The sequence below is a fragment of the Corynebacterium silvaticum genome, assembly GCF_004382825.2.
Classification (GTDB): Bacteria; Actinomycetota; Actinomycetes; order Mycobacteriales; family Mycobacteriaceae; genus Corynebacterium; species Corynebacterium silvaticum.
Window position 1 is genome coordinate 391,920 of record NZ_SDQO02000001.1, and the last position, 18,653, is coordinate 410,572.

Annotated in this window: 17 protein-coding genes and 1 pseudogene; 15 read left to right on the forward strand and 3 right to left on the reverse strand. The window is 52.7% G+C overall.

Annotated elements, in window-relative coordinates; all coding sequences use genetic code 11:
• Positions 1 to 53: 53 nt before the first annotated feature.
• Entirely contained in the window at positions 54 to 755 is a 702-nt protein-coding gene (locus ET810_RS01855) for a hypothetical protein (RefSeq protein WP_087454241.1), read from the forward strand.
• Between the two features lie 8 nt (positions 756 to 763).
• Here the strand turns inward: ET810_RS01855 and ET810_RS01860 are convergent, their stop codons facing one another.
• Positions 764 to 1,768, reverse strand: coding sequence for a YbjN domain-containing protein (locus ET810_RS01860; protein WP_087454240.1), 1,005 nt, complete (start codon positions 1,766 to 1,768; stop codon positions 764 to 766).
• A 397-nt stretch (positions 1,769 to 2,165) separates the two neighbouring features.
• Between ET810_RS01860 and hisD the strand changes: the two genes are divergently transcribed.
• From hisD to pyk, 14 genes and pseudogenes are all read left to right on the forward strand, one after another.
• Positions 2,166 to 3,485, forward strand: a complete 1,320-nt coding sequence (hisD, locus tag ET810_RS01865; protein ID WP_087454239.1) for a histidinol dehydrogenase — start codon at positions 2,166 to 2,168, stop codon at positions 3,483 to 3,485.
• 77 nt (positions 3,486 to 3,562) lie between these two features.
• On the forward strand, positions 3,563 to 4,678 hold the full coding sequence (locus ET810_RS01870) for a histidinol-phosphate transaminase (protein ID WP_087454238.1): 1,116 nt from the start codon (positions 3,563 to 3,565) through the stop codon (positions 4,676 to 4,678).
• A 125-nt stretch (positions 4,679 to 4,803) separates the two neighbouring features.
• Positions 4,804 to 5,412, forward strand: coding sequence for an imidazoleglycerol-phosphate dehydratase HisB (hisB, locus tag ET810_RS01875; RefSeq protein WP_087454237.1), 609 nt, complete (start codon positions 4,804 to 4,806; stop codon positions 5,410 to 5,412).
• A gap of 2 nt (positions 5,413 to 5,414) precedes the next feature.
• Positions 5,415 to 5,620: pseudogene (locus ET810_RS01880) on the forward strand (hypothetical protein).
• A gap of 367 nt (positions 5,621 to 5,987) precedes the next feature.
• Positions 5,988 to 7,292, forward strand: a complete 1,305-nt coding sequence (locus tag ET810_RS01885) for an MFS transporter (RefSeq protein ID WP_087454915.1) — start codon at positions 5,988 to 5,990, stop codon at positions 7,290 to 7,292.
• 21 nt (positions 7,293 to 7,313) lie between these two features.
• Positions 7,314 to 7,946, forward strand: coding sequence for an imidazole glycerol phosphate synthase subunit HisH (gene hisH, locus ET810_RS01890; protein ID WP_087454236.1), 633 nt, complete (start codon positions 7,314 to 7,316; stop codon positions 7,944 to 7,946).
• A gap of 116 nt (positions 7,947 to 8,062) precedes the next feature.
• Positions 8,063 to 8,791, forward strand: coding sequence for a bifunctional 1-(5-phosphoribosyl)-5-((5-phosphoribosylamino)methylideneamino)imidazole-4-carboxamide isomerase/phosphoribosylanthranilate isomerase PriA (priA, locus tag ET810_RS01895; protein ID WP_087454235.1), 729 nt, complete (start codon positions 8,063 to 8,065; stop codon positions 8,789 to 8,791).
• A complete protein-coding gene (locus ET810_RS01900; protein WP_087454234.1) occupies positions 8,788 to 9,570 on the forward strand; it encodes an inositol monophosphatase family protein in 783 nt (260 codons plus the stop codon). Before priA ends, ET810_RS01900 begins: the two co-directional genes overlap by 4 nt.
• Before the next feature lie 139 nt (positions 9,571 to 9,709).
• Positions 9,710 to 10,483, forward strand: coding sequence for an imidazole glycerol phosphate synthase subunit HisF (gene hisF / locus ET810_RS01905; protein WP_087454233.1), 774 nt, complete (start codon positions 9,710 to 9,712; stop codon positions 10,481 to 10,483).
• Positions 10,484 to 10,579: 96 nt separating this feature from the next.
• Positions 10,580 to 10,936 (forward strand): phosphoribosyl-AMP cyclohydrolase, encoded by a 357-nt coding sequence (gene hisI / locus ET810_RS01910; protein WP_087454232.1) that lies wholly within the window; start codon positions 10,580 to 10,582, stop codon positions 10,934 to 10,936.
• A gap of 60 nt (positions 10,937 to 10,996) precedes the next feature.
• Positions 10,997 to 11,638, forward strand: coding sequence for a TIGR02234 family membrane protein (locus tag ET810_RS01915; protein WP_134315956.1), 642 nt, complete (start codon positions 10,997 to 10,999; stop codon positions 11,636 to 11,638).
• 134 nt (positions 11,639 to 11,772) lie between these two features.
• Positions 11,773 to 12,582, forward strand: a complete 810-nt coding sequence (gene trpC / locus ET810_RS01920; protein WP_087454230.1) for an indole-3-glycerol phosphate synthase TrpC — start codon at positions 11,773 to 11,775, stop codon at positions 12,580 to 12,582.
• Between the two features lie 112 nt (positions 12,583 to 12,694).
• Complete coding sequence (gene lgt / locus ET810_RS01925) at positions 12,695 to 13,558, forward strand: prolipoprotein diacylglyceryl transferase (RefSeq protein ID WP_225870099.1); 864 nt, start codon at positions 12,695 to 12,697, stop codon at positions 13,556 to 13,558.
• Positions 13,559 to 13,835: 277 nt separating this feature from the next.
• On the forward strand, positions 13,836 to 15,254 hold the full coding sequence (gene pyk, locus ET810_RS01930) for a pyruvate kinase (RefSeq protein ID WP_087454228.1): 1,419 nt from the start codon (positions 13,836 to 13,838) through the stop codon (positions 15,252 to 15,254).
• Positions 15,255 to 15,324: 70 nt separating this feature from the next.
• Here pyk and ET810_RS01935 read toward each other — a convergent pair whose 3' ends face one another.
• Both ET810_RS01935 and ET810_RS01940 read right to left on the reverse strand, forming a co-directional pair.
• Complete coding sequence (locus ET810_RS01935; protein ID WP_087454227.1) at positions 15,325 to 15,900, reverse strand: DM13 domain-containing protein; 576 nt, start codon at positions 15,898 to 15,900, stop codon at positions 15,325 to 15,327.
• A gap of 235 nt (positions 15,901 to 16,135) precedes the next feature.
• The gene (locus ET810_RS01940) at positions 16,136 to 18,544 is read right to left on the reverse strand and encodes a glycogen/starch/alpha-glucan phosphorylase (protein ID WP_087454226.1); all 2,409 of its coding nucleotides are present in this window, start codon (positions 18,542 to 18,544) and stop codon (positions 16,136 to 16,138) included.
• Positions 18,545 to 18,653 lie beyond the last annotated feature (109 nt).

The following is an 18,653-nucleotide window of genomic DNA, read 5'->3' on the forward strand; positions in this document are numbered from 1 at the left end:
GCTGTTGGAAGGACATATTGGGCTACCGCTCGTTTGGGCGGTAGCCTTTTGCTATGCCTAAGCAAGATTCTGGATCTTTTATTCCTGCATCAGATGAGCACTCACATGGTGCAGGCGACGCTGTAACCAAGTCAGGGACTGATCTGGAAAGCAAGGATGCTCGAGGGTCTTTGCGTGAAAAACAAACAAAACGTCCATGGAAAGTTTCAGAGAAAACAGGAAATTTCTCAGCGGTAGTGGTGGCTATCGTATGCATTTATGCGGGACTCGGTGCGCTGTGGCCGGTCATACGACCTCGGTACGATGCGACCCTGGCCGAGGGCGGCGGGCTACAACTAATGTCAGGAGAAAACGTTGAGTTTATTTCCTTTGCGCAATTCGTAGGGATTACCACCTTGGTGGCCGTAGTATTAGCGATTTCTCTACTCAAACTCCTTCCGCATAGGCGAGGCGTGGCGCTGTTGTTATGGTTCGGCGTATGGATTTTTATCGGTGGGGGCGTGTTTTTATTTGTGGGAGATCTTGTTTCCGGTCTGATCTCCGCCGTAGGACGAGCAAAAGAGCTCCAGGTAGGAGACAATATCTCCTTTATTCCGCCATTATCTCCAGGTATCGCTGCGCGTCTAGCGCCGGTGTTCGTGGGAATGGCCGTGTATTGGTGCCGCATGTACATCAATGGCGATGATGCTGACGTCGAGGAAGAGAGCACCGAGGAAGAAGACACCAAAGAATCGGCGGAAATAAAAGTTACGTAGCTCGTTGCTTAAAGATGCTCTGGTCCGGGCGGGACGTCGTAAAGCCCGAAACCAGGGCTTTTTAGCGTTCGGACGCACACAAAAATCGCGGAGAAAGCCTGCTCTAGATGCGCTGCGAGTTGTGTATCGTTGAGGCCTCCGCCGACGTCGACAGTCGCCTCCACTCGGATACTTAATGAATCGTGGGCAGTGGTGGAGACAAACGCCTTAGAGTCGATGCTTTCTTCGTTCCATCTATTGCACAGCATGAATACGCGGCTGAATTCGCGTTCGGAACTGAGCCCCGAGTCCCAAAATCCCCAGCAAAGAATTGTGGGGCCGGACTCCAAGGAACAACCAAACTCGATATCGGCGTGCCATTCGCCTGTGGGCAAGAGCGCGCGTTCATTCCACGTGCTCGACACCTCGGACATGATCGGGGTGATTCTTTCCATTGTCACGGCAGAGGGGACATCAAAAAGTTCGGAGGTATCTGAGCTGACCTCAATATCTTCGAACGGCGATTGAGGGAGTGCGGTTGAGGATGCTAGCTCGGGGAATTTTTCCAAAAACCAGTTGACAGCTAATAGCGTGGCATCACAAGCAAGCTCTAAAAACTCTGCGAGTTGTAGATCCGTGGCTCCGATGGCCGCTGAATTGGCTGATCGAAATGCCAATTGCAGATGTGAATCAGGGGAATAGCTAATGCGCGCAATAGGGCTGACTCGCTCGCTGTTCCATAACGTAACGGCTGTGGCCACGTCGTTGAAATAGTGCAAGGGGAGTGCGCCGGAAGCCTTCGCATCCACGATAATGATGGGCTCGGAACCACCGCGTAAAGTCACAAAATCACTATGTTCAGGCCACGGAATTTCCAGAATGTCGCCATTGATAGCGGGGATCGAATGGAGGTTGTATCCCAACTCGTTGAGTACCCGAGAAACCCGAGGCATCGTGACAGGCTGGATGCGGTCCTTGTTAAAGTCTGGACGTTCGGGAGGCTGCGAGCCCTCTGAGGGGCGGTGATTTTTCACGCGAGGGCTCCTTTCCTTCTACTTATACTGCGCTAGCGTGATGCTGTGATCCCCACGGTGAAGGGCGCAGCATCAATAGATACTTGGAAAAGAGTAGCCCGCATGCTTGTCATAAGTAAAAGCTAGGAGAGGTTCGTGCCGGAGCTGTTGGTGCAAGGCTGACATAAAGCTGGCTTGGGAAGGGGTAGCTCCAGCTCCATTTTCGGGGAAGAGTCTATGCGAAGCTACCTACTCATGCTTGAATGACTCTAAGACGGTAATCGGAAGATAATTCCGTTTCCCGCATATAATGTGAAAACGTGTGTTGGTGATGTTTCCACGTGAAATCACGGTGGAAGCGTTGTCTTTTTCAACGCACATGGAAAGAAGACGTTCCCCCACGGAAGTGTGAGCAACAATGCTGAGCTTGATCGATCTACGCGGACATACCCCTACTACGAGTGAACTCCGTCGTACTCTCCCACGTGGAGGTACAGACGTTAACTCCGTTGCGCATATTGTTGAGCCGCTTCTTCATAAGATTCAAGAGCACGGTATTCAGGCAGCCCTTGATTTTGGTGAAAAATTTGATCATGTGCGGCCTAAGAGCGTGCGCGTCCCTCAGGACGTGATGGACGCTGCGTTAGAGTCTTTGTCTCCTGAGGTAAAACAGGCGCTTGATGAGGCTATCGACCGAGTGCGCAAAGTGCACGCGGACCAAAAACCACAGGAACATGCGACACACCTTGCGGCTGGAGCCACTGTCGCAGAAGTGTTCTTGCCGGTTGATCGCGTAGGTCTGTATGTTCCCGGCGGCAACGCTGTGTACCCCTCAAGCGTTGTTATGAACGTGGTACCAGCGCAGGAGGCCGGCGTTAAGTCTTTGGTGGTGGCATCGCCGCCGCAATCTCACTATGGCGGCTGGCCTCACCCGACAATTCTCGCGGCGGCAAAGCTGCTGGGAGTCGATGAAGTATGGGCAGTGGGAGGTGCACAGGCTGTAGGGCTTCTAGCCTATGGTGATGACTCCGAGGGGCTAGAACCTGTGGATATGATCACCGGCCCCGGAAATATCTTTGTTACCGCGGCAAAACGACTGGTCAACGGGGTAGTAGGTATCGACTCGGAAGCTGGGCCAACTGAAATCGCCATCGTGGCTGATGGAAGCGCTAACCCCGTATGGATTGCCTATGACCTTATTAGTCAGGCAGAGCATGATGTCTTAGCCGCCTCAGTGTTGATAACTGACTCGGAAGACCTCGCAGAACGCGTTAATGCTGAGGTGAAAGCGCGGTTTGAGATTACGCGCAACTCAGATCGGGTTGCCCAAGCTCTCCAGGGGGAGCAATCGGGAATCGTGCTTGTCGACGATCTCGCGACCGCCCTGACAGTCGCCGATGCTTATGCTGCGGAGCACTTGGAGATCCACACGGAAAATGCCCAGGAGGACGCCCGCAAGATACGCAACGCAGGCGCTATCTTTGTCGGAGGCTTCTCGCCGGTTCCGCTTGGCGATTATGCCGCAGGCTCTAACCATGTTCTTCCAACATCTGGGAGCGCGCGTTATAGCTCGGGGCTTTCCACCCATACCTTCCTACGCGCGGTGAACCTCATTGAATATGACGAGGCCGCACTAAAAGACATCTCGGATACGATCGTTGCCCTTGCCGACGCAGAGGAACTTCCTGCGCACGGGGAGGCTATTCGTTCCAGGTTTGAAGACCTCACCGCAGAATAAACCTGATGCCTAGCTTAAGGCTTTGATAACCGACGAAGCCCTTATTGCTCCAACACATGAGAGAAGCACCTGAATATATGTCAGAGATTAGTTTGGACGATCTTCCGCTCCGCCCTGAATTACGTGGTCAATCAGCATATGGGGCGCCGCAGTTGGAAGTAGAGGTACGGCTTAACACTAATGAGAATCCGTACCCTCCTTCTGATGCATTGATCGAGGAACTGGCGCATGTGGTGGCGGAACAAGCGAGGTCTCTTAATAGATACCCCGAACGTGATTCCGTGGAGCTCAGGACTGCGCTGGCTCAATACGTGACTGAGCGCACCGGCACAGAGGTTTCCTATAAAAACGTGTGGGCGGCGAATGGTTCTAACGAAGTATTGCAGCAACTTCTGCAGGCTTTCGGAGGTCCAGGACGCACAGCATTAGGCTTCCAGCCGAGCTATTCTATGCACCCCATCCTGGCAGAGGGAACCCATACTGCTTTTGTTTCTTGCCCGCGTGGGGCAGATTTCCGCATCGACGTAGATGCTGCTCTTGAAGCCATCGCAGAGCACTCACCCGAGATCATCTTTGTGACTACGCCCAATAATCCCACGGGTGACGTCACCTCGATCGAGGACATTCGTCGTATCTCGGATGCCGCCCCCGGCATTGTCATTGTGGACGAGGCATATGCAGAGTTCTCGGATGCTCCTAGCGCTACCACTTTGATTGCGGAATACCCGGACACCATTGTGGTTTCTCGGACGATGAGCAAGGCGTTTGATTTTGCGGGGGGAAGGCTCGGCTATTTTGTAGCTTCACCTGCATTCATAGAAGCCGTTATGCTGGTTCGCTTGCCTTATCATTTGTCGTCGCTCTCCCAGACTGCGGCTTTGGTGGCACTAAGGCACAGCAAAGACACTCTTGCAACGGTGGACATATTGGTGCGGGAACGGCAGCGCGTACAGGATGCTTTGATCGCATGTGGTTTTGATGTGGTGCCAAGCCACGCTAGCTTCCTATTTTTCGGGGCTTTTAAAGACCAACATGCTGCGTGGCAGGAATTCTTGGATGGCGATGTGCTTATCCGGGATGTGGGAGTACCTGGTTACTTACGCGTCACTGTAGGGCTTCCCTCGGAAAATGATGCTTTCATCCAAGCTGCGCGTCGAGTCGCCCATACCAATGGGATCATTCCTAAGGCATAGCAAACTACACAACGCTTGGATCATTGTATTCCCAGTACAATCGGCGTGAGACTAAAAATTAGCGGAGATATTTTAGTGCAGATAGGGAGACTTTCCCTGTGACTAAAACGGATAAGGATATTGAGATGGCGGCAGCCCCTAGAGTTGGAACGGTGACTCGCACCACGAGCGAATCAAACATCACAGTCACCATTAACCTTGACGGTACCGGACAGGTCAAGGTGAACACGGGGGTGCCTTTTCTGGACCATATGCTTACGGCATTCGGCGTACATGGCGCTTTTGATTTAACTGTTTCCGCCACAGGCGATACTCACATAGATGCGCACCACACGGTTGAAGACACTGCGATTGTCTTGGGGCAAGCCCTCCTTGCGGCTGTGGGTGATAAGCGCGGGATTCGCCGTTTTGGTTCTTTCCAATTGCCCATGGACGAGACTCTGTGTGAAGCAATAGTAGATTTTTCGGGACGCCCTTATTTTGTTATGAACGGGGAGCCTGATTATATGGCGCACTCCGTTATCGGAGGTCACTATCCTACGGTCATTAACCGACACTTCTTTGAATCCTTAGCGCTTAATGCCGCTATTACTCTGCATGTGAATTGTCGCTATGGTCGTGACCCGCACCATATAACGGAGGCTGAATTCAAGGCTGTGGCCAGGGCAATTCGCCATGCTACTGAGCCGGATTCCCGGGTGCAGGGCATCCCGTCTACTAAAGGGGCGTTATAGCAGTGGAGCACCCGGAGACGTATCTTGCCGCGGGCACAACGGGAGACTATGTGGTGTCCTACATATTGTTCCTGCTCGGCGGACTCTTGGTCGGTGGCGTGTGGTCGGCGTATAAAGCAGAAAACACTCTATTAGCCGTGGCTTTGGGTGCGTGTGCGTTGTGGTATCTATATGCGGCGGAATCGCATGGGCTGTGAGCTTATATTGATGTACTGAAACGTGCAGTTCCTACGGGCGGTGAGAACGGACTTAGCCAACGGGCTCGTTTCTCATCGCTCGTTTGTATGCACTAAAACAGAGGCAACTAGGTTGTGATTCAACAGGTTGTACTTCAACACAAGAAGTAGTCCACAATGGAAAACACACGTGGCTACGTGATCCGTGCTGTATCTGATTTGTACTGAGCATGATTTTGTAAAACGGGAGGGATTGAGAATAGTCGGAGATAAGAATCAGACGTAAGTACTGGGGAACACGCAGTAGCAGCGGTGAAAGAACCACCGGCACTAGAGCGTGATGCCGATGCCGATCAATCGATCCTGAAAATCACTGGTTTCCTGCCCACGATCGTGGCTGTGGCCGCAGCTTTTGCGGCTTTTTCCCTCATACTCCCGGTGATCCCGCTGGCGGTTATTGCAGGTGGCGGATCGGATACGCTGGCAGGTGTCACCACTGCTGTGTTTATGGCAGTTACCGTGTTGACCCAATTATGCACAAACGCTGCATTATTGCGTTTCGGGTATCGCAAAGTAATGGTGCTTGCTGCGTTGCTTCTTGGAGTTCCCGCTCTGTGGTACGTCGTGGCGATGGACCCCGTCTCCGTACTTGTGATCGCCGGTGTACGTGGCGTGGGGTTCGGGCCTTTGTGTGTTGCTCAATATGCATTGGTGGGGCAACTAGTACCGGCAGGAAAACTCGGGAAAGCTTCCGGAGTACTTGGGCTGTTTGTTGGTGGCTCCCAGATGGTGTGCCTCCCGTTGGGCTTAGTGCTTATCGACGCCGGCGTTGGCTTCAACGCAGTATTCATTGCAGGCAGACTCGCCGCTCTTATCGCTGGTGCGATGGCCTTTGCGATTCCAAATGTAGATCCCGAGCAATCTGCTGCAGCCGAAGTATGGACTGAAGAAGACGATGCCCGAGAGTTGGCTAAAAACCGCCGCAACAAAGTGGTACGCGCGGCCCGTGCGCAGATAGTCAAGGTGGCCAAACACACGGTGCCTGCGCGGACTCGCAGGCAGATCCGCAAGCGGATTCACCGTAGGCCGCGAACCAAGGGGTTAATAGTCACTGTGGTGCTAGCGGTGGCATTGGCCAGTGTCTCTATGGGGCTATGTGCGGTGTCTAGCTTCCTTCCTGCGTCAGTCAGAGAAATGGATCCGGTCAGTGGCGCAACAATTGCGGGGGTCATGCTATCCGTGGTTGGCGGTGCACAGATGATTTTCCGCTATATATCGGGAACTCTCGCCGATAGGCTACAACGGCCCGGCACCACGATGATCCCAGGTTTGGTCTTGTCCTCAATAGGCCTGATCGGCATCGTAGTTGTACTGACGCAGGAGTGGTCTGCGCTATGGCTGATCTTTGCTGCCCTGTTGTTCGGCGCAGGATTCGGATTGGTGCAAAATGAAGCGCTTTTGGAGATGTTTCTCCGGGTGCCTCGCGGAAAATTAGCTCAAGCGTCGACCGTCTGGAATGCCTCGTTTGATACTGGCACGGGTATTGGTTCCATCATCTTGGGCATCGTGGCCACAACACACGGTTATAGTGCGGCGTTTGCAGGTGGTGCTGTCTTGGTGAGCATAGGTTTGGCCACTGAGATAGGGGACCGAATCCTCCGAAAAAGGGGTAAGCGTTGGGCGCTTGCACAAGCGACGGCTTAGCCCCCATTAGTATGGTGAACTATGAAGAAAGTGGCGCTGCTTGATTATGGTTCAGGGAATCTTCGCTCAGCTCAACGGGCTCTTGAGCGCGTGGGCGCGGAAGTAACCGTAACGAGTAATCCGGAGATAGTCCTCAACGCTGATGGACTTTTAGTGCCAGGCGTGGGTGCTTTTGCCGCCTGTATGAAAGGCCTGCGAGAGATCCAGGGAGATCGCATGATTGGGCAGCGCCTAGCTGGCGGGCACCCGGTCATGGGAATTTGCGTGGGAATGCAGATCATGTTTGAGCAAGGCATCGAGCACGGCATAGAAGCGCAAGGTTGTGGGGAGTGGCCGGGGACCGTCGAAAAGCTCCAAGCAAAGGTGTTGCCGCATATGGGTTGGAATACCGTGGAGATGGAAAGCACAAGCGAGCTTTTTGCCGGGCTAGACAGCGCCACGCGTTTTTATTTCGTGCACTCTTATGGCGTGAGAAACTGGGAGTTTGAGGGGGACGGTTTAACGCAGCCACCACTGGTCACGTGGGCGAGCCACGATGAAGATCGATTTGTGGCAGCAGTAGAAAATGGCCCACTTTGGGCCACGCAGTTCCACCCGGAGAAGTCTGGAGATGCTGGTGCTCATTTGTTAGAGAACTGGTTGGGGACTCTCTGACGTCTGTATCCCCTTAGGAAGCATAAGACGCCGGAGGAATCTGCTTTGCCGGGGGTAGGCATGCTTTTGAATCATCGTTGGTGAGAATTGCATTCCTGTGGCTAAACTTGGCGTTTATGACTTTCACACTTCTTCCCGCAGTCGACGTTGTCAACGGACAAGCTGTCCGCTTGGATCAAGGCGAAGCCGGAACAGAGAAGTCATATGGCTCGCCTGTTCAATCAGCTTTGAAATGGCAAGAACAAGGCGCACAATGGCTTCACTTTGTAGACCTTGACGCGGCATTCAACCGGGGAACAAACCATAACCTGATGTCAGAAATAGTGGGAACACTAGACATCAAGGTGGAACTGACTGGTGGGATTCGTGACGACGAGTCATTAAAACGAGCACTCAACACAGGTGCCGCCCGGGTAAATATCGGAACAGCGGCACTGGAAAAACCGGAATGGATTGAAAAAGTCCTTGGGGAATACGGCGATCGCATTGCAGTTGATATTGCAGTACGCAACATCGACGGAGAATGGCGGACACGCGGCAATGGCTGGGTCTCCGATGGCGGAGATCTGTGGGAAGTACTTGAGCGTCTCGACGCCCAAGGTTGCACGCGGTTCATAGTAACGGATGTTTCCAAAGACGGAACCCTCACCGGACCGAACGTTGAGCTATTACGCGACGTTTCCGCCGCCACAGAGGGAAATATTGTTGCTTCTGGCGGAATCTCTACTATCGACGATCTTCTGGAGCTTGCTCGATATGAAGATGAAGGAATCGATTCAGCGATTATCGGAAAAGCCCTCTATGAAGGACGTTTTACTCTCCGTGAGGCACTGGCTGCTTTATGAGCGATGTGCGCGAGCTGTACCACATTGCCGAGGCAATTCTCGATGATGCGGAGAGGATGTTTATCCAGGGCCTAGGCTCGGACCCCGCTTTGATTAAAGGAAAAGGGGACTTTGCCACGGAATATGACATCCTCATTGAGCAGTATCTACGGAAAACCTTGACCCAGATGACTGGAATCCAGGTTCATGGAGAGGAATGCGGCGGGGACCAGGGCACTCCCATGTGGGTTGTTGATCCTATTGACGGCACTGCTAATTACGCTGCCGGAAACCCCATGTGCTCGATCCTTATAAGCCTTGTCGTCGATTTCCAACCCGTGCTTGGCCTCACCAGCGTTCCCGCGACCGGGCAGCGCTTTGGCGCGTTTGAAGGCTCACCGTTGTATATCAATGGGCGGCCGCAACGCCCCCTAGAAGATGCACCACGAGTGGCTGCGCATTTGGGTTTTTCTTCCATTTCCTCGCCTGTGCAATCGAGTTTCCCTACGGAAGTGCGACAGGGTTTGTTAGGCGTACTAGCAGAAACGTATTTGCGCCCACGCATTACCGGTTCTGTAGGAATCGACTTAGCCTATTCCGCCGCAGGCATTTTTGATGCAGCTTTGTCCCTTAGCCCCAACATATGGGATAACGCCGCTGGTGTCATGCTGGTTCGCGCGGCTGGGGGAAAAGTAACGGATCTTAATGGTGAAGAGTGGACACCAGAATCGCAGGGCGTAGTCGCGGGCTCTGCACGTTCGCATGCGTTGTTGCTACACGCAATTGATAAGTTCCGTTAAAAAGATAGCCCAGTAGTCGCTTGGCTTAGATCGCACGCCAGATGGGGGATGCGGGCAGCCAGCTATGGGAAAAGTGTGAGAGAAGTGCGATAGTCTCCATGAAATACACACGTGGACTATGGTCGCAAAGGAGTCATTAATGCCGGTAGCAGTACGAGTTATCCCTTGCCTAGACGTTGATAATGGGCGCGTAGTCAAGGGCGTGAACTTTGCAGGGCTGAAAGACGCAGGAGATCCTGTCGAACTTGCGGCACGTTATGACGCAGAAGGTGCCGACGAACTAACCTTCTTGGATGTTTCCGCATCCAAGGACGGCCGTGGAACGATGCTTGACGTGGTCAAGCAAACCGCGGATCAAGTTTTTATTCCGCTCACCGTGGGCGGCGGAGTGCGAAGCGCTGAGGATGTGGACCAGCTCCTACGCGCAGGTGCAGACAAGGTCAGCATCAACACATCTGCCATTGCTCGCCCCGAACTGATCCGTGAGCTCTCTCAGCGATTTGGTGCTCAATGCATTGTGCTGAGCGTCGACGCGCGCCGTGTTCCAGAGGGAGGAACGCCGCAACCCTCTGGCTTTGAAGTAACAACACATGGCGGCAGCAAATCCGCTGGTATTGATGCCGTACAGTGGGCGCGTCGAGGGCAGGAGCTAGGCGCTGGGGAAATACTTTTAAACTCAATGGACGGCGATGGAACAAAGCAGGGCTTTGATATTGAGCTTTTAACTCTTGTGCGTGATGTGGTGAGCATTCCCGTGATTGCTTCGGGCGGCGCTGGCGCAGCCGAACATTTTCCACCCGCTGTTGCTGCAGGTGCAGACGCAGTGCTGGCGGCGTCCATCTTCCATTTTGGTGAAGTAACAATTCCTGAAGTAAAAGAGGCGATTGCTGAGGCTGGTTTCCAGGTTCGCTAATACCCCATCCCACCCAAATAGTTACACGATTCCTTATTTTGTGGTTGGACGACTTTTCATGACTACAACACAAAGATGAACAATGAGGACCCAACGATGAATACTGCAGACCCAAGTACCTTTGAACTTGAAGACTCCATACTTCAGCGTGTGAATTTCAATGATGCTGGGCTCATACCAGCAGTCGTTCAATCGACCACCGGTGAGGTATTAATGATGGCGTGGATGGATTCCCATGCATTGGCATGCACCCTTGCCACACGCCAGGGGACGTACTTTTCTCGATCCCGTCAAGAGTATTGGATTAAGGGGCTTACCTCGGGGCATACCCAGGAAGTGAAAGAACTTAGGCTTGACTGCGATGGAGACACTGTCCTCATGACAGTGGAACAACAAGGTGGTGCGTGCCACACTGGAGATCGAACCTGTTTTGATGCAGACAAGCTGTTATAGGTTTATGCGCGCTATCACTTGTTAAGACAGCATCCCACGTCAAAGAGAGGTTGAACCAACATGGCGATCAAACCCATGCAATCGAGCGCCCTTATTGGGCTTGGAGCATTAGCTGTCTGGGGCGCGTCACGCATGCCATGGCTGGGCGTGGAAGCGTACGACGATAAGTCGGGAAGCAAATCCCTCGACGTTAGTGGTGCGATGTGGAGCATCGAGACGACTGCAGTAGCTCTTGTGCTTCTCGCTGCCTGCATAGCAAGTTTTGCTTTACGACGCGCCGGGCGTCGGCTAGTCGGCATAGTTGCAGGATTAGCAGCGGCCGGGGGAGCATGGTCCCCGATTCATCTTGTGACAACAGACCCAGATCGGGAACGTGTTTTGAACCTGTTGACCTCGGGATCTGCATCAGGGCATCAAAAAGATGGCGCTGCGCTTACTGGGTGGGCAGAAATTACGAATCTTACAACGCATACTCCCGCCGCGGCCTTAGCAATCATTGGGTGCGCGCTTGCATTATTCGGGGGATTGGTGCTTGTGATGAACCCCGGGCAAGATTCTGTGAAGAAGAATCGGTATGAGCGCAAACAAGAACGCTCACAGAAGATACGTAAAGATCTGGAAGACGCCCCTGATTCGGGAAGAGTCCTGTGGGATGCTATTGACGCTGATATAGATCCCACAGTGGACAAAGGTCGCGGATAGGCTTATTCGGTTCTAGAGGAACTCTAGGGAAATATGCTTAATGGTTCATAGCCCCAAGAAAAAGGGCAATTTTCACAAGTGCAGGTTGTTCCAGTAGCCTAAAAACGATCATTCTAAAGATAATGGGACGGGTTATGGCATCAGTCTTCGAAGAGATTATTGCGGGCGTCATTGAAGACGTAGCTGCGCGAGAATCAGTGGTGTCGTTTAAAGAGATCAAAGCCCGTTCGCGTGCCTGTGAGCCGCCTCGGGATGCAATTGCCGCGCTTCTTAGTAGTGGTTGCGGCGTAATTGCGGAGATTAAACGCGCCGCTCCTGACCGAGGCGTTTTGGCAGAGATCAATTCTCCTGTTGGCCTAGCAAAAGAACTTGTCGCCGGTGGCGCTAGCTTGATCGCATGCCAAACGGAACGGCGGAGGTTCCACGGCTCGTTGTCTGAGATGGCTGAAATCCGTCATGCAGTATCGGTGCCAGTAATGTGCCGAGACTTCATCGTGGATCCCTATCAAATCCATGAGGCACGCTGCTATGGGGCAGATATGGTGCCGTTGCGTGTGGCCGCTTTAGACCAGGCCAGGATGATCGCGCTTATAGACAGGATCGAATCCCTTGGAATGGCCGCTCTGGTAGAGGTCCGGGACACCGAGGAAGCATCCCGCGCGGTAGCAGCGGGTGCGAAAGTCATAGGAGTCAATGCTCGAGACTTCTCGACGATGACGCTTAACCGGCTGGCCTTTGCAGAAATTGCCCCGGGGCTTCCCACCGATGTTATTAGGGTCGCTTTGTCTGGTGTGCGTAACGCTCGCGAACTCTTGGATTATGCAGCGTCTGGAGCGGACGCTGTGGTGGTGGGAGAAAAGATCGTTACTGCCGCCGATCCGTGCGAGGCGACGCGTTCGTTGGTGGCGGCGGGGCAGCATCCCTCGTGCCCATCCCGAGGATAAAAAGGGTCGAAACGGCTAAAAATTAGCCTTACACAGTTGGGTTATAGAGCGGAATACGGCAAACTAAGGAAGTTCCGTTACTAATGACGACTGGAGTTTATTCAAGGTGACTGTGAGTAATATGGCGTATCTGCCATCCCCTCCTCAGGGCGTATGGATGTTAGCCGGGATCCCCATTCGTGCATATGCACTATGCATCATTACGGGGTTTATCATCGCTGTGTGGATAGGCTCCAAGAGATACGTTAAGCGTGGTGGGAATCCAGACGTGGTGATCGATGCCGCTATCGTGGCGATGATCTCCGGCGTGATAGGCGGACGCCTCTACCACGTGATAACAGATCATCAGAAGTATTTTTGCGATGATTGCAACCCGCTGGATGCCCTCAAGATTACTAATGGTGGCCTTGGTATTTGGGGTGCTGTCTTCCTAGGGACAGTGTGCGTCTATTTTTATTTAAGGGCAAAGAATGTTCCTTTTGCTCCTTTCGCCGATGCGATGGCGCCTGGCATTGTGTTAGCGCAGGGAATAGGCCGCCTAGGCAACTGGTTTAACCAAGAGCTATATGGGGCAGAAACGTCTGTGCCATGGGCGCTAGAAATTTATTACCGCGTGGATGCTGAAGGAAAATTTGCTCCGCTCACCGGACATTCGACTGGCGAGGTTATCGCTACTGTCCATCCGACATTCCTTTATGAGCTGCTATGGAATGTTTCGGTCTTCTTGTTCTTACTCTGGGCAGATAAGAAATTTACGCTGGGCCATGGACGGGTGTTCGCCTTGTACGTTGCGGGGTACACCTTAGGGCGATTCTTTATTGAAACTATGCGAGTAGATGAAGCAACTCATCTTTTTGGGTTACGCATCAACGTTATTGTTTCCGCTGTGGTCTTTATCATCTCAGTTGTTGTTTTTTATGTGTTGTCGCAGAAAGCTGCAAAAAGCAGGGGAAGAGACTGCGAAGGCAGGGCCTGATCCGCAGGATACTAGCGAGGCACGCAGCTCTTAATCTACGGATTTTCTAGGGAGTGGTCGGATATTCCGGCTGCTCCCTTCTGAATATCGTGGGTTATTTGTCTTTGTGATGGAAATCGCGAAAACTTTTCAGATTGACCCAAATTGCCCGAATAGGCCCGATAATGTCTGTTTTCTATGGTTTTGATGGCGGTGGGGAGTCAGCGAGATGAAAAAATGTGGGTACGGGGACAGAAGTCGCTAGCAGGATGCACTATTCGGGATTAGGGTTTAAATCATGGAACGTCGCACAAAGATTGTTTGTACTCTTGGCCCGGCAGTGGCCAGTGAAGATGGAATCCTGCGCTTAGTCCAGGATGGCATGAACGTCGCCCGAATGAACATGTCACATGGTGACCACTCGGACCACGAGAAAAACTACAAGTGGGTGCGTGAAGCAACCGATAAAACCGGCAAAGCAGTGGGCATCCTCGCGGACCTGCAGGGGCCAAAGATTCGCCTTGGTCGTTTTGTAGAGGGTGCCACCGTTTGGGCAAACGGAGAAATTGTTCGCATTACGGTTGATGACGTTGAAGGAACACACGACCGTGTTTCTACGACGTATAAGAACCTAGCTAAAGATGCTAAGCCGGGCGATCGTTTGCTTGTCGACGACGGCAAGGTAGCACTGCGCTGCGTCGACGTCGAAGGCAACGATGTTATCTGCGAGGTTATTGAAGGCGGGCCTGTCTCTAATAACAAGGGAGTCTCTCTTCCCGGAATGGATATTTCCGTTCCCGCGCTATCGGAGAAAGACATCGAGGACCTACGCTTTGCAATAAACCTTGGCGTTGACATCATCGCTTTGTCCTTTGTTCGTTCGCCAGCGGACGTTGAGCTCGTCCATGCAATTATGGATGAAGAAGGGCGTCGATGCCCTGTTATCGCCAAGTTGGAAAAGCCTGAGGCAATGGATGCTTTGGAGTCGATCGTTTTGGCTTTCGACGGCATTATGATTGCACGTGGTGACCTGGGCGTGGAGTGCCCGCTTGAGCAAGTTCCGCTCTTCCAGAAGCGCGCAATCCAGATCGCTCGGGAAAACGCAAAGCCGGTCATCGTGGCTACGCAGATGCTTGATTCCATGATCGAAAATATGCGCCCGACTCGCGCTGAGGCTTCAGACGTGGCCAATGCCGTTCTTGACGGCGCAGACGCCGTGATGCTTTCTGGTGAAACCTCTGTGGGTATTGACCCCCATAACGTCGTTCGCACTATGTCTCGCATCGTCTCCTATGCTGAGACCGATGGAAAGGTGCCTGACCTGGCACACATTCCGCGCACTAAGCGTGGCGTGATTTCTTATTCGGCACGAGACATTGCCGAGCGCCTTAACGCTAAGGCACTGGTTGCTTTTACCTCCTCGGGAGACACCGCTAAGCGTGTTGCTCGTTTGCACTCGCATCTTCCGCTATTGGTCTTTACACCAAACCAGGCGGTTCGTTCGCAGTTGGCTCTGACCTGGGGCGTGGAGACTTTCTTGACACCTGAGGTTAAAGACACCGACGACATGATGAAGCAGATCGATGATCAGCTCTTGGGCATGGACGCCTATCATCGTGATGATATGATTGTGCTTGTTGCTGGTACTCCTCCGGGAATCCCTGGCAACACCAACATGATTCATGTGCATTTGTTGGGTGAAGAAACACACGTATAAGCACTAAAACGTGATAAAAGGAAGCGGTCCATTCATGGACCGCTTCCTTTTATTTCAATAGCGGGGTTAACTAGGAGAGCTCAGCCGCGCCGAAGGAGACATTGAAAGCTTCGCACCACAGGGTTACGGACTTCCAATCGGAGAAGTTGATGTTGTCAGGCAGGGTGTACACCTGGTTGCCCTGGTTGCCCTTGATGGGGGCAACGTCAAAGTGCTCGTGGTCCTTGGCTACAAACCAGCCGGCCTGGCCTTCAACAACGGGGCCCTTGCTTAGCCATACGTGAACGTCGGGGCCGTTGGAGGTGGAGAGGTTGCTAAGAACAAGCTTCTTTTTGCCGTCGGCGTCTACGATCAGATCAACCTTGCCGCTTGTCTGGTGCTCGTGAGAAATGAAAGTACCTTGGCGATGCTGGGCGGCGTTTTCTGCCATCATCTTGTCGGTACGCTCCATGGCATCACCGGTTGACGGGGTGCTTTGTGTGGAGGTCTGGGAGGAGAGTGCAGCAGGAAGCTGGTCTTCGACATTCTTGTCAATGAAAAGCAACCACGGTTTGAAGACAAAAAGTGCTACCGCGAGGACTACAACGAGTACTGCGGCGATGATAGAAATCTTTTTCCGGCTCATCTGGAATCGTTTTGCGGTCATGAATCAATCTTTCTCTGCGAGGTCGTGGCTGTCGCTCTTACATGGTTGACAGCGGGTCTACATTTGCTATTACGGAACGTTAAGCCTTCATGGATTGAAACGTGATACAAAGCACAAAGTTTTCCGCTCGCGGACGTCAGTTTCTGAGAAAGATAGCGCGTTTATCTGATAGAAAACTGAATAAGTTACGAGACCTAAAAAGGTATCGCGACTTATCGGAAAAATCAACTAATGGCTACGCGATGGCGGTTGGCTCGATAGCCCACACTTCTTGTGCGTAATCGGAAATGGTGCGATCGGAGGAGAAACGCCCTGATTCGCAGATATTTATCCAACATTTGCGGGCCCACGCCAACTGATCGTTGACATAGTCCGCTGCCATAGCGTCGCGAGTCTCGCGGTACGCAGAGAAATCGCCTAGAACGTAGTAGACGTCGGGAGTCTCCCAGCCGTTTCCGTCGAGAAGCGATCCTCTGAGATCGTGGAACCAGCCGGAATTATCGTCGTCGAGGGTGCCGTCGATAAGGGCGTCGAGTGCTCGTTTTAGCCCCGGGACCATCTCATAGGTGCCCATGGGGTTGTACCGTGCTTTAAGCTCGGGGAGTTCCTCGTTCTTGGCGCCAAAGATGTAGGCGTTGTCGTTGCCTACGGAGTCAAGAATCTCAACATTGGCACCGTCAAGGGTTCCTAGGGTGAGCGCACCATTCATCATGAACTTCATGTTTGATGTGCCCGAAGCCTCTTTACCTGCCGTGGAGATCTGCTCAGAGACATCGGAAGCCGGGATGATGTGCTCGGCGGGGGAGACATTGTAATTCTCCACAAACACGACCTTGATGAGTTTGGAGACCTCTGGGTCGTTGTTTACTAGGTCCGCAATAGCATTGATGAGCTTGATAATGGCTTTAGCTCGGATGTAGCCCGGAGCAGCCTTTGCACCGAAGATGAAGGTGCGTGGAGGAATCTGGGTTTCACCGTCTTCTTTGATGCGGAAGTAAAGGTCGATGATGTAGATAGCGTTGAGGAGCTGACGCTTGTACTCGTGGAGTCGCTTGATCTGGGTGTCAAAGATCGACTCGGGATCAATCTCAAGGCCTTGGCGATCCTTGAGCCAGACAGCGAAATCACGCTTGTTAGTGGCCTTGATCTCCAAGAGCTCCTTCATGATCTCTTCATCATCGACATAAGAGCGGAGCTTTTTCAGCTCAGAAAGATCGGTGACCCATGCGTCTGAACCCGACAGGCGTGTTAGGAGCTCAGAAAGACGCGGGTTGCACATCTTCAACCAGCGACGTGGAGTGACGCCGTTGGTTTTGTTGTTGAATTTTTCTGGCCACAGAGCATGCCATTCTTTGAGTGTGTCCGCCTTGATGATCTCGGTATGCAGGGCAGCGACACCATTGATGGAGAATGCCGCGTAGCAGGTGATCCACGCCATGTGGACATTGCCATCATGGACGGGGGAAAGGTAATTGATCTGTTCCTGATTAAGGCCGCGTTGTTCCATATCCTCGCGGAAGCGACGGTCGATTTCTGCGGTGATTTCCCAGATGCGATAGAACAGCTGCTGGAAAATGGAAACGTTCCACTGCTCGAGAGCCTCCGCGAGAACCGTATGGTTGGTGTACGCAAAGGTACCTTGGACTACCTTCCAAGCGTCGTCCCATGAAAGGCCGTGTTCGTCGAGAAGCAAGCGCATCAGTTCGGGAATAGCCAGCACGGGGTGCGTATCGTTGAGCTGGATGCTGTTGTACTTATGGAATCCGCGGACGTCATCGCCATGGTGTTTGACGTAGTTATCGAGCATTTGCTGCAAGGACGCAGACACAAAGAAGTATTGCTGACGCACACGCAGGACTTTTCCGGCATATGTTGTGTCATTGGGGTAAAGCACTCGGCAGATATCCATGACGCGCTCCCGCTCGACGATGGCGTCGGTAAAGCGCTGGGAATTGAAGGCATCATAGTCGAACTCTTCGAGCGGCTCGGACTTCCACAGACGTAGGGTTCCCACGTTATCTGTGCCATACCCTGTGATGGGCATGTCATAAGGGGTGGCGCGCACAACCATGTCGTCGAAGGTGACGATGCGTTGCTGATCATCGCGACGAATCGTAAATGGATAGCCGTCTTCTCGCCATGCGTCAGGATGCTCAGTTTGGAATCCGTTGTCAAAGGTCTGACGGAAAAGCCCATAGCGATAGAGCAAACCATATCCAGTAACCGGCAGGTTCTGTGTGGCACAGGAATCGAGGAAGCACGCAGCGAGACGCCCGAGGCCACCGTTGCCCAGAGCTGCATCGTTTTCAGCTTCTAGCACGTCGGAGAGCTCGTGCCCTTGCAACCGCACAGCTTCCTTTGCGTCTTCCTCAAGACCCAGGTTGGTGAGGTTATTAAGCAAGGCGCGTCCCATGAGGAACTCCGCGGAAAAGTAATGCTGCTGGCGGGTCGCAGAATACGTTTCCATGGTTTTTGCCCAGTTATCAGCAAGTTGTTCCATGACGGAGTTGGATAGGCCGAACCAGAATTTTCTGTCGGTTGCTGCCTGCGGAGAGGATCCGGAAGCGCTACGGACGTACCCACCGATGTTGTCAGCAAAAGCTGAAATGTCTTCAGTGTGCTCGTGTGAACGGTGTTTGTTCATTAAAGAACTCCTGACCTTTGAAAAAGATTGCTGCACATTTTCTTTGCGCAATTCACCCTCCATATCCTATATGCGGATGGACATCGCCACATGCAATACCAAGGCAGAC